This window comes from Bradyrhizobium sp. SYSU BS000235, assembly GCF_049747295.1.
Lineage (GTDB): Bacteria > Pseudomonadota > Alphaproteobacteria > Rhizobiales > Xanthobacteraceae > Afipia.
Map to the genome: position 1 here is coordinate 796,127 of NZ_JBMHJM010000001.1, position 11,791 is coordinate 807,917.

At 58.3% G+C, this 11,791-nt stretch carries 12 protein-coding genes; 2 read left to right on the forward strand and 10 right to left on the reverse strand.

The genetic code is table 11. The features are described 5' to 3' along the window. Positions 1 to 37: 37 nt before the first annotated feature. Positions 38 to 262, reverse strand: a complete 225-nt coding sequence (locus ACP0KA_RS03650) for a hypothetical protein (RefSeq protein WP_424627477.1) — start codon at positions 260 to 262, stop codon at positions 38 to 40. A 119-nt stretch (positions 263 to 381) separates the two neighbouring features. Here ACP0KA_RS03650 and ACP0KA_RS03655 point away from each other — a divergent pair, with 119 nt between their 5' ends. Beyond that, the gene (locus ACP0KA_RS03655; RefSeq protein WP_424627478.1) at positions 382 to 1,002 is read left to right on the forward strand and encodes a response regulator transcription factor; all 621 of its coding nucleotides are present in this window, start codon (positions 382 to 384) and stop codon (positions 1,000 to 1,002) included. A gap of 12 nt (positions 1,003 to 1,014) precedes the next feature. Here ACP0KA_RS03655 and ACP0KA_RS03660 read toward each other — a convergent pair whose 3' ends face one another. From ACP0KA_RS03660 to soxY, 9 genes are all read right to left on the reverse strand, one after another. Next, on the reverse strand, positions 1,015 to 3,852 hold the full coding sequence (locus tag ACP0KA_RS03660; RefSeq protein WP_424627479.1) for a PAS domain S-box protein: 2,838 nt from the start codon (positions 3,850 to 3,852) through the stop codon (positions 1,015 to 1,017). Position 3,853: 1 nt separating this feature from the next. Continuing rightward, positions 3,854 to 4,285, reverse strand: coding sequence for a response regulator (locus ACP0KA_RS03665; RefSeq protein ID WP_424627480.1), 432 nt, complete (start codon positions 4,283 to 4,285; stop codon positions 3,854 to 3,856). A gap of 164 nt (positions 4,286 to 4,449) precedes the next feature. After that, complete coding sequence (locus ACP0KA_RS03670) at positions 4,450 to 5,727, reverse strand: FCSD flavin-binding domain-containing protein (RefSeq protein WP_424627481.1); 1,278 nt, start codon at positions 5,725 to 5,727, stop codon at positions 4,450 to 4,452. Positions 5,728 to 5,762: 35 nt separating this feature from the next. Beyond that, on the reverse strand, positions 5,763 to 6,083 hold the full coding sequence (locus ACP0KA_RS03675) for a c-type cytochrome (protein WP_424627482.1): 321 nt from the start codon (positions 6,081 to 6,083) through the stop codon (positions 5,763 to 5,765). Further along, complete coding sequence (locus ACP0KA_RS03680; RefSeq protein WP_424627483.1) at positions 6,083 to 6,787, reverse strand: c-type cytochrome; 705 nt, start codon at positions 6,785 to 6,787, stop codon at positions 6,083 to 6,085. The genes ACP0KA_RS03675 and ACP0KA_RS03680 overlap by 1 nt, the downstream gene beginning before the upstream one ends. After that, positions 6,771 to 8,051: a sulfite dehydrogenase gene (gene soxC / locus ACP0KA_RS03685; protein WP_424627484.1), complete on the reverse strand. Its 1,281-nt coding sequence runs from the start codon at positions 8,049 to 8,051 to the stop codon at positions 6,771 to 6,773. Before soxC ends, ACP0KA_RS03680 begins: the two co-directional genes overlap by 17 nt. Positions 8,052 to 8,121: 70 nt before the next feature. Next, on the reverse strand, positions 8,122 to 9,819 hold the full coding sequence (soxB, locus tag ACP0KA_RS03690; RefSeq protein WP_424627485.1) for a thiosulfohydrolase SoxB: 1,698 nt from the start codon (positions 9,817 to 9,819) through the stop codon (positions 8,122 to 8,124). Positions 9,820 to 9,932: 113 nt separating this feature from the next. Further along, positions 9,933 to 10,262 (reverse strand): thiosulfate oxidation carrier complex protein SoxZ, encoded by a 330-nt coding sequence (soxZ, locus tag ACP0KA_RS03695; RefSeq protein WP_424627486.1) that lies wholly within the window; start codon positions 10,260 to 10,262, stop codon positions 9,933 to 9,935. A 52-nt stretch (positions 10,263 to 10,314) separates the two neighbouring features. Next, positions 10,315 to 10,779: a thiosulfate oxidation carrier protein SoxY gene (soxY, locus tag ACP0KA_RS03700; RefSeq protein WP_424627487.1), complete on the reverse strand. Its 465-nt coding sequence runs from the start codon at positions 10,777 to 10,779 to the stop codon at positions 10,315 to 10,317. Positions 10,780 to 10,960: 181 nt separating this feature from the next. Here soxY and soxA point away from each other — a divergent pair, with 181 nt between their 5' ends. Continuing rightward, on the forward strand, positions 10,961 to 11,782 hold the full coding sequence (soxA, locus tag ACP0KA_RS03705; protein WP_424627488.1) for a sulfur oxidation c-type cytochrome SoxA: 822 nt from the start codon (positions 10,961 to 10,963) through the stop codon (positions 11,780 to 11,782). Positions 11,783 to 11,791: the final 9 nt, after the last annotated feature.

Genomic DNA, 11,791 nt, shown 5'->3' on the forward strand with positions numbered 1-11,791 from the left:
AAGCGATTTATTCCGACAAATTCGACGTTCGTCCGATTTACTCCCAATCAAGTTCGTCGAGAATCTGCTCTCTGACGATCTGAATTGAATGCTCGATCTGTCTCGCATTGAGGACAGCCTGATATGCCTCCAGAACACGAAGATCGTGGATGGCCAGCGTGAGTTTCCCAAGCCCCAGATCAGGCACGATGTCGTTCAGCACGGCCACGCCATCGGCTAAACCTTCAATGTCGTGCCGGTCTTCACTTTCGCCGGATGCCATTCGCATGAGATTCTCCTTCGCTGGCATCGTTAGGGGGATTAAGCTACCTACCTCTTAAGTAAGGAACCCGTACAAATACGGGTCCGACAAGAAAATGGGACTGAAACGGGATGGGGTTTGTGGGCGGAAACGGTGCTGAGATCTACGTGGTTGATGACGATCCGGCGATACGAAAAACTTTAACGGCTATTTTTTCGGCCAAAGGCTACGAAGTCATCTGCTTCGCTGACGGCGCGGCGCTTCTGGCCACGGCAAGACAGAAAACCCCGGCCTGTATTATTCTCGACGTCCATATCCCCGGACGATCAGGCCTGGATATTCTGAAAGAACTCAACGCCGACGACTATCCAGCCCCAATTTTCATTATGTCGGGTCAAGGCGACATCGCCATGGCCGTTGACGCCATCAAGAATGGAGCGCTCGACTTCATCGAGAAGCCGTTCCGCGGAAGTATCGTGACCGAAAAGGTCCGTGATGCGATCGACGCCTTTACCCGCCGGCAAACGGCGAGTCCGGCCGCGAATTCGTCTCGGTTTCATTTTCCCGGCCGCGAGCCATTGACCCGGCGCGAGAGCGAAGTGCTGGCGCAGTTGGCGGCAGGGGCATCGAACAAGGAAGTCGGTCGTCAGCTCGGCATCGGCACGCGCACCGTCGAATTCCATCGCGCACGGCTTATGGAAAAGCTCGGCGCCAGAAACCTCGCCGACCTCATGCGCATTTATCTCAGCGGAACGTCCTGACCGGCAACTTTATCAATTCGCTTTGTCGCCGCCATCAAGAGCCAGCCTGATCATGCGCGCCAGATCGGCCTTGCGATAAGGTTTTGCAAGCAGAAGAATACCGGGATCCAATCGCCCGTGGTGAACGATCGCATTCTCTGTGTATCCCGATGTATAGAGAACCTTGAACTCGCCGCGCAGCTTGCGCACCTCTTCGACCAACTGCCGACCGTTCATTGAGCCTGGCATGATGACGTCGGTAAACAGCAAGTCGATCGTCGGATCGCTGCGAATGGCGTCGAGCGCCTCTTCCGCATTGGCCGCAGAAAGCGTGCGATATCCCAAGCTGCGAACCTGGGTGACAACATAATTTCGGACGAGAAGATCGTCTTCCACCACGAGAATAAGCTCGTTGCCGCCGATCGCTTTCTCAACGGGATCGACCTCGATCGCCGCAGCCGAAAGTTCCTTGCTCTTCGGCAGATAGAGCTTGATCGTCGTTCCGTGCCCCTCCTCGCTATAGACCTTGATATGGCCTTCCGACTGTTTGACGAAGCCATAAACCATGCTGAGGCCAAGCCCGGTGCCTTTGCCGATGTCCTTGGTGGTGAAAAACGGCTCGAATACCTTGTCGATAAGATGCGCGGGAATGCCCGAACCGGTGTCGCTGATGGCGATCAAGACATATTCGCCGGGCTTCACCTCGCTGTGCTGACCGGCATAGATCTCATCGAGATAGCTGTTGATCGTCTCGATGATCAGCCTCCCGCCCTGCGGCATTGCATCGCGCGCGTTCAAAGCGAGATTGAGAACAGCGGTGGTCAACTGGTTCGGATCGACGTAAGCAAGCCAGGGGTCATCCGCGAGCAACGTCTCGATTTCGATCTGCTCCCCGAGGGTCGGACGCAGCAATTTGCTCGTGGTCAGGATCAAGGTGTTGACGTCGATTTCCCGCGGCTGCAGCGGCTGCCTTCGCGCGAACGCTAGCAAATGACCTGTGAGATCGGCTCCCCGCGCGGCAGCTTCGTCGATCATATGCGCGATGCTCGCAAGCTCAGGACGGTCGGCGACGCCTTCGGCAAGGATCTCGATGGTTCCGGTAATGACGGTCAGGATATTGTTGAAGTCATGCGCCACGCCGCCGGTTAACTGGCCGACAGCGTCCATCTTCTGCGCCTGCCTAATCTGGTTTTCCGCGGCGATCTTATCGGTCAAGTCGCGGATGAAAGCATTGAACACATGTCCGCCTCGGCGCTGGAACACCGTGACGCTGAACTCAACGCGCACTTCCGCGCCATCCCGTCGTTGCGCCTCGATCTCGAAACGGCTTCCGTGAATCGCGCGCGCGTCATGTAACAGGCGCGAGAGCGCCTGCCTGTGGTGCGCACGATGAGCCTCAGGAACAATCAGTTCACCGAGATCGCGCCCAAGCGCCTCTTTCCGCGACCATCCAAAAATTCGTTCCGCCTGCGAATTCCAATCGATAACAATCCCGGAGTTGCTCATTTGCACGAAGGCGTCGAGCGACGTTTCGATGATACCCAGCGCCATTCGTTCGCTTTCAGACAGCGCCTCCTGCGCCAATCGCACCTCCGTAAGGTCGCGGGCAATCTTGGTCGCTCCGATAATTTTTCCGTCGCGCGCTTTGATTGGAGAAACGCTCAGTGAAAGCAGTATTTCGCGTCCACTTTTGGCGATCCGTCTCGTTTCGTGTGTGCCGACGACGTCGCCCTGACGAATGCTTTCCAGGATCACCCGCACTTCCGACCGGCGCTCCGCGGGGACGATGAGATCGATACTATGACCGACGGCTTCATCTGCCGAATAGCCGAACAGCCGCTCGGCTGCGGCATTCCATCCTGTGATCACTCCGTCGAGCGACTTTGTGACAATCACGTCGTTCGACGACGCGATCACGGCACCGAAGAACTCCTCCCGCTCCCTGTGTCGGTCGCGCTCCACGGCTGCATCCGATCTCTCCTGTTTCAAAAGATTCGCAAGCTGCGCCTGCAACTTCCCGGTTTCCAGGAGCAGCACCGCCAGCACGAAACTCGCGGCGGCAAGCCCGTAAATTCGCCCGAGATAGAACCCGAGATCGAACCGCACCTCATTCAGGATGGCCGACAGTGCAATGTCAAAAAGCCACGCGCACATCACGACCATGAGCCAGACGTCGAGGACCGAATGCGGTCGGCGCTTCCACAGCACCACGAGCGCAGCCAAGCTCAAGAGCCAGACCGACGACACAATGCCGATCATTGCCGCCGTGTAGCGCCGCTCGTGCAGCAGGATCGGCAGAAAATTGTGCCCGCCGGTCACCGCCCATACCGTGATAGCGATGACTGCGCAGACTGCCGCGATGCTCCCGAGAATGTAGCCCCGCGCCGATCCACCAATGGCAAGGTCATCATCCCGCGTCGACAGGCCGTAACCAATCACCAGAAGCGGAAACACGCCATGCCAACACATGTAGAGCCAGACCGTGGTCTGCGGTCCGGAACTGAGCAGTCCCGTCGGCGCGAACAACCCGGGAAACGTCAGCGCATGCGCCATTGCGGCCAACGCGGTGAACAGATAACCGCTGGCCAACAGCAGTAGCCCGCGCGAGCGCAGGGCGTTGAATTGCCCATATAGCAAGAGAGCCGTGATGATATCGATTGCAGCAAGGGCGAATTGGTAGCTTGCGACGAACGCAGGGATTTCCGCTAACTTCGCCTTTGCGAACGGCAGGGTAAAAGCGAATAGTAGTGCAAGAATGGCGACTGCGGCGATCGCGAGCCTGCGATCGAATTCCGAAGCAGGCAATGTCGAGGGAAAGCTTCCGCGGTCCTGGCTTTTCAGCAATGCGTTCTCCGACGTGGCAACAGACATTTCAGAACCCGGATGACGCATTTCCACACGCTGCATTTGGAGAGACAGAAGCACCCGTCGGCGGGTCAAGACAATTTGACACGGCAGTCAGCAGTTCGGCGGGCCGGAAAGGCTTCTGCAGACTGTAGACAGCGCCGAGCTTTGTTGCCATCTGGAGAAAATCAGGCGCAGGTCCGGTTCCGGTATAATGTCCGGATATGACAATGATCGGCAGTTCAGCGCGTGACTTTCGCACATGGCTGACAATTTCCAGTCCGTCCATGTCCGGCATGAACAGATCAACGATCAAAAGATCGAACTGTCCGGCTTGGAGAAGCTGAAGGCCTTTTCGGCCATTATCGGCGAGAACGACCGCATGGCTATCGCGCTTCAGCACAATCTCCATGGTCGCCCGAACGGCGGGATCGTCGTCGATAACCAGAACGTTTGCCACACCGCCCCCGGATCAGCAAAGGATCAGGTAGTGTTGGCATATTCGCGCAGGCCGCGACAAGCCTCTATCGCTATTCGATAAATACGAAGCACGTATGCCGCTGCAATCGGACATCGCGTCGTATCGCATTGCGGCACGCGTGACGGCGCCTCGAAGACCGGCGCTCAGGTGAACATGTCGGCGGTGATCCCGGCATACCAACCCATATTTTCGGCCTGTGTCTGCTTGCGAAGGTCCGCCGCTTCACCGGTCTGCGAGACGAAGGTGGATGAAGCACCGATCTTGCCGTCCTTGGGCTCATAAGTTCCGCCGACTTTCACGCAATCATCCGTCGCGATCAGACTCCAGCAGGTGTTGGTATAGCGCGCCGGAAATGTGCGCGCCGATGCGAGTTCGCCCCGGATCATCATCGCCGCGACTTTTGCCTGGCTGTTCGCCGAAAACGCCGACTTCGGCATGTCTCCCGGAATACAGGCATCGCCAACCACGTAGATGTTCGCATCGACGACGGATTTCATATTGGCGGGATCGATAGTGCAAAAGCCGCTGGCATTCGCCAGGCCGGCATCGCGCGCGATGGCTCCTGCCATCTGTGCTGGAATGACATTGACCAGCGCCGCGTTCTTGTAAGTCTCAAAGCCGGTGACAACAGTTCCACTCGCGGGGTCGACCGACTTCAATCCATCATGCACCTTCGGCCCGAGCCATTCGATCATGCCCTTGTAGTGTTTCTCCCAGCCCTCCTGGAACAGCGCCTGCTTGGAGAAATTCTCCTTCGGATCAATGATGAATATCTTGCAGCGATCCTTGCCGGCGGCTTTGAGGGCATAGGCCATCATCGAAACCCGCTCGTAGGGACCCGGCGGACAGCGATAGGGATTCGGCGGAGCGACCATCACGATGACGCCGCCATCCGGCACCGCGTCCAGCTTCTTCTTCAGCAGCTGTGTTTGCGCACCCGGCTTCCATGCGTGCGGCATGGTTTCTTCCGCAGCCAGCGACCATCCCGGAACTGAATCATATTTCAGATCAATCCCTGGCGAGACCACGAGACGATCATAGGGCAGACGAAGATCGCCCGCGAGCACGACCTCTCTCTTGTCGCGATCGATGGCCATCGCGCGTGCCTTGACCAGATTGATGCCGTAGTTCTTGGTGAGCGCCGAGTAGTCATGCGTGATCGACGGGTAATCACGCATGCCGCCAAGATAGAGATTGCTGTGGAAGCAGGTCTGATAACTTGCGTTCGGTTCGACGAGCGTCACCGCAATGGCGCCCGCACTCTGCTTGGCGATGTATTTCGCAGCCGTCGCCCCGCCCGCACCGGCACCGATTACCACAACGCGGGGCTTTGCCTGTCCGAGAACCGCAGGAGCACCAAGAGCGATCGCACCGGCGAACGTCGCGGTGCCCGTCAACATTTGTCTGCGATTGATGCCCATCATCCCCTCCGATCATTGAATGACGTTCGAAGACGTCATTTCGTCGTGGGTGATAGTCCTCCAAAATAGCTCGCGAGTGCAGCTATATCATCTGCGGCAAGTCGTCCCGCGACGGTCTGCATCACGGGGTTGTCGCGCTGCTTGTTCTTGTACGCGTTCATCACAGCGACGAACTGGCTTTCCGGCCAACCGACGATTGACGGGACCCCGGCTGCGGCGGTTCCGGATGCCTGGTGACAGGCGACGCATTCAGCCGAAAGATACTGGCCCAATTCACGGTCGCCTGCGGACGCCGTATTGAAAACTGAACCCGCCAGCAGGACAACGATCACTGCTGGCGGGTTCAGCAACGTCATCAATCGACCTTCGGGCCGGCCTTGTTATCCGGCGTCACGTCAACTGATATGGCTCGCCCCGTTACCTTCGGCGCGCTGCGGCAATCCTTCATGCACGGATCTTTCTTCCAGAACTTCTTTTCGGCAGTCTCGCGATCGTCATCGTAGAAAGCATCCGCATTCGGCATCTTGATCGAGGTAAAATTCTTCTCATTCAGCTCGAAATTCTCGTCCTTGATGATGTCATTCATCGACAGGATGTAGGCCACCAGCGCATAAACATCGTCATCCGACAGGGAGCGCGCATTGCCGTAAGGCATCGCGCGATGGATATAGTCGTACACGGTTGACAGATCCGACCAGAACGATCCCACCGTCTTGTCGGGACGATCGGCCTTCAAAGTACCCGCGCCGCCTGCAAGGACAGGCCAGCGGCCAGCGCCTTCACCGAACTCGCCGTGACAAGTCGCGCACTGCGCCTGGAAGATTGCGTCTCCTTGCTTTACCGTGCCTTTGCCGACTGGAAGGCCCTTGCCGTCTGGCCGGACATCGGTGTCCCACGCCTTGATTTCCTCAGGCAATGCGGGACGTCCGAGGCCCAGCTTAGGTGAAGACGCGGCGGGCTGCCGTGTGGCAATTTGCTGCGCCGAGACGTCCGGTGTGACCGCTGCAACAGCAGCGCCACATAACGCAGCAACGGCGAAGAGTTTAACCAATCTCGACATTCTCGGCTTCTCCGCTCGAGCGCACCAGCCAGGTCTGGATGCCGTTGTTGTGGTAGATCGAGTTCACGCCGCGCACCTTGCGCAGTTCGTCCTTGGTCGGCTGCACATAGCCGGTGGAATCCATCGCCCGGGACTGGATCATCAGTTCCTGACCGTTCCAGTCGAAATCGACGTAGAATCGCACGATCGACTTATCGAGCACCGGTCCATCGATCCGTGCGGTCTGCCAGTTGCGGCCACCATCCATCGAGACGTCGACGCGCTTGACCGTGCCGCGCCCGGACCACGCGAAGCCGCTCAAGACGTTCCGCCCCTTGGCCTTCAGCGGCGCCTGCGGCGACGGATTGGTCACCACCGACTTCGCATCCATGATGAAGGTATGCTTGCGCGAACGACCGTCGGCCAGAAGGTCGGTGTACTTCGAGGTCTCTTCACGGGTCTGCCATGGCTGGTCGCCGGCTTCGATGCGGCGAATCCATTTGACCCAGAGATTGCCTTCCCAGCCGGGAATAACCGCACGCAGCGGATAACCTTGTTCCGGCCGCAGTGCTTCGCCGTTCATGGCGAACGCAAGGATGACATCGTCCAGCGCCTTCTCGATCGGCAATGAACGATTCATGCCCGCAGCGTCAGCGCCTTCCAGCATCAGCCATTTGACGTTCGGCTTGAGGCCCGCTTCATCCAGCAGTGTCTTCAATCGGACGCCGGTGTACATGACATTGTGCACCATGCCGTGGGTGAACTGGCAGCCGTTGAGCTGCGCACCGCGCCACTCCATCCCGGAATTGGCTGCGCACTCGAGGAAGTGGATCTTGTTCACGCGCGGCATGCGCTTGATGTCGTCCATCGTGAAGACCAGCGGCTTCTCGACCATGCCGTTGATCATCAGGCGATGATCGGCAGGATTGATCTCTGCGACCCCCGCGTGATGCCGTTCGAAACACAAGCCCGACGGCGTGATGATGCCATCGAGCTCGTGCAGCGGCGTGAAGTTGACGGAAGATTCCGCGGAGGCCGTCAGCCACGACACATCGCGGCGAATGACGTTCTTTTCGAACTTCGACGGCATGCCGTAGGGGCGTTTATCGACGCCGTCGCCGAGATACCGATTCCAATCCTGGATCTCGGTGATCATCGGATCGGGTTTGGCGGCCTCACCTGCCACCGCTGGAATGGCCGACAACACAGCGCCGGCTCCGGCAACACCTGCACCACCGAGAAAACGGCGGCGGCTGAGAATATCCGCAGATGATTTGTCACTCATGCGGCATCCTTTCTATTTATCCCAATATGTGAATGTGTTGCTCGCAATTCGGCGCGATGAATTGCCATGATCAGGCTCCCGTCACCTTCACCGCAGTGTTCGGCTCGATCTTCACCGTGCCCTGTTTCGAAATATGGGAAGCGACAACATCCCAGATCGGCGGCCCTTGCGTGTTTTGATTCACGCTGGCCCAACCCGACACCGTGTAGGTTTTCGATGCTTCAATCGGCTTGCCGGATTTGAGATGCGTCAATTCGGAGATGCGTGATCCCATCGGTTTCGACACATCGATCGCATAGCCCATACCGCCGATGCGAACCATGTCCCCACCGCCCTGGAAGTAAGGATCGGGATGGAAGATGTTGTCGGCGACGTCTTCCAGCACGTCCTTGAGCTGTGCACCGGTCATCTCGTTGCGATAGCAATTCGGATAGGTGATCGCGGTCTCATTGGTGACGTCTTCCCAGGTGATCGCGTCACCCGGAAGAAGTGAACTGCCCCAGCGGAAACCCGGCGACAGCGCGATCTCGACATCGCGTTCGGACAGCATCGCATTGCAGATCAGATCGTCGAACGTGCCGTTGAAGTTACCGCGACGGTAGAGCAGCGAATCCGTCTTGCCGATGGTGCGCGCGAGATCCTTTGCGAACGGCGCCCTCACCTTTTCAACCAGTGCGGTCATCGCCGCATCCGGCTTGATCGCATCCGAGAACACCGGCATCAGCTTGAAACGAACGTCCTTGACCTTCTTGTCCTTCACCTCGATGTCGAGGCGGGACAGGAACTTCCCGTGTGAGCCGACAGAGACCAGCACCGTCTCGCCAACCCGGATCAATCCCGGCATCGCATCATGGGTGTGCGCTGTCAGGATGACATCGAGCCCCTTTACACGGCCCGCAAGCTTGCGATCGACGTCGAAGCCGTTGTGCGAAAGCAGCACGACAACGGTGGCGCCATCGGCACGCGCTTCGTCGATTTGCTTCTGGATGTCTTCCTCACGAATGCCGAATTCCCACTTCGGGAACATCCAGCGCGGATTGGCCACCGCCGTGCGCGGCAAAGCCTGGCCGATCACCGCAACTTTCTCACCGCCGCGTTCGAACATTTTGCGCGCGTCGAACACCGGCTCCTGCCATTCGTTGTCGCGGACGTTCTGCGCGAGGAACGCAAATGGCGCCTTGTCGACGATTTCCTTCAGCCGCTCGTCGCCGTAAGTGAACTCCCAGTGTCCCGTCAAAGCATCGAGCTTGAGCGCCGACATGATATCCACCATGTCCTGGCCCTTGGTCTGCAGCGAGGTCCAGCTTCCCTGCAGGGCATCGCCGCCATCGAGTAGCAGCACCTTGTCTTCGCCGCGTTCCGCACGCACCGCATTCACCAGCGTGGCGATGCGGTCCATGCCGCCCATGCGCCCATAGTTGCGGGCCAGCGCAACAAAATCATCCGCCGTCAACGCGTAGGCATCCGCCGAACCGGCAGCGATGTTAAAGTATTTGCGGAATTCTCCGTCGGTGAGATGTGGCGGCAGCCCGCGCACTTCGCCCACGCCAAGGTTGACCGACGGCTCGCGGAAATACACCGGCATCAGTTGCGCATGTGTATCCGCAATGTAGAGGATCGTGACGGTACCGAGCGGATCGAACCGCGTGATGTCCGCTTGCGTCAGGCGTTGTTGGGCAGCCGCGCGTCCCAACGATCCTGCACCGCTGCCAATCATCAACGCAGACGCAGCCGCCGTCGCCTGCAGGAATTCCCGCCTCGATATCATCGATCCACCCTGGGTCGTTCTTGGGCCTTTCACAGGAAGGCCATTTGTCTTGAAGCTCTGCCAGCTCCCTCTTGGCGCGCAACCCTCAGAGTCGCGCGCCGGGAAACCAGTCGTCAGGCGACGGTCAGCTTGTTCGTCGCCGTGTAATCCGAGCCGTCATCATCCTTCCATGTGAAGGTGAACTCGCCGCTCTCGGACGCCTTGAAGAAAAACGACTGATAGGGATTTGCCGAGATGGCGGGATTCCAGTCAGCTTCAAACACCGTCTTGCCGTTAAAGGCAGCGGCGAACTTGTTGATGATCTTGCGCGGCACGATCTTGCCGGATGAATCCTTGCGCTGCCCCGATTCCATTTCATGCGAGATGAGAGTCTTGATCTCGATCAGCTCGCCGGGCTTTGCCGAAGCCGGAACACGAACGCGAGGGGTAGGTTTGTTGGCCATGGGAAAATTCCTTGCCTGAATTTGCTTGCTGTTGACGCGGTTGGCGGATTGATCAGCCGCCGCAGCCGCCGATGGTCACCTTCACATTGGACTTCGCCATGTGCAGGTTGCCGTTCGACATTTCAGCGATGCAAACGATGTTCTGAGTCTGCGCGAGACGCATGCGGGTCGAGGCGGATGCCTTGCCGCAAGCCGGCGTGAACTTATAGGAGACGACGCCCGGCAGCGGGTTGCCGTCTGCGAACACGTGCACGGCCTTAACGTAATCCGAATCGGTCATCGGGCTTTCGACCTCGATGTTGATCGGAACCACCAGGCCGTTTTCAGCGATTTCAGGCACGTCGAGCTTGACCTTGCCGCTCTCCATCTTCTTGTCGCCGTAGAGCTTCTTGATCTCGGCTGCGACCGCGGCTTCGTCCGCGAGCAGCATCTTCGGCGCGAGAAACGCCGCCAGTCCCGCGACGGCCGCAAGCGTCAGCGCTTCGCGACGAGTTGGTTCAACCTGCTTGAAATTCATCAAAATTCCTCCTGGGACTTCTTCTTCGTCCCTGACGATAGTATCGCTTGACGATGACGAGTGCGATCTATCATGATCTGCTCACATCATTATATTGTTTTTCTTGAATGTAAAGATGTTCGGGCTGAGGTGAAAGCCGCGAGGACCGCAAAAGACGGTCTTACGGAGTGGAGGAGACTTTATGAAACGGACCATCATCTGGTCGGCGATAGCCGTCGCAGTGCTTTTTGTGTCGAACGTTACCGTTCGTGCCCAGGATGCAGCTGAAAAGGAGATCGAGCGCTATCGCGAGATGATCTCCGACCCCATGTCCAATCCCGGTTTCCTTGCGGTCGACCGTGGCGAAGCGCTGTGGAGCGAAAAGCGCGGCACGAAGAACGTCTCCCTTGAAGGATGCGATCTCGGCCTCGGCGCTGGTAAGCTCGAAGGCGCGTTTGCGAAACTGCCGCGCTATTTCGCTGATGCTGACAAAGTTATGGACCTCGAACAACGGCTGCTGTGGTGCATGCAGAACGTTCAGGGCCTCGACACCAAGGATGTCGTTGCGCGCCGTTTCTCCGGTCCCGGCAAACCGTCTGACATGCAAGACCTTGTCGCCTTTATCGCCAACAAATCGAGCGGCATGAAGATCGACATCCCGCTGAGCCATCCGAAAGAACAGGAAATGGCGGCGGTCGGCGAGGCTCTGTTCTACACCCGCGGCGGCGTGAACGATTTTTCCTGCGCGACCTGCCATGCCGAGGAAGGCAAGCGCATCCGTCTTCAAGGGCTGCCAAACCTCTCGAAGCCCGGCAAACCCGCACAAGAAACAATGGGCGGATGGCCGACCTATCGTGTGTCGCAAAGCGCCGTGCGCACCATGCAGCATCGCCTGTGGGACTGTTATCGCCAGCAACGCTGGCCCGTACCGGAATACGGATCTGATGCCCTTACCGCGTTGACGGTCTTCCTGCAGAAGCAGGCGGCCGGCGGCGAAATCAATGTCCCCTCGATCAAGCGGTAAGGAGCGCAA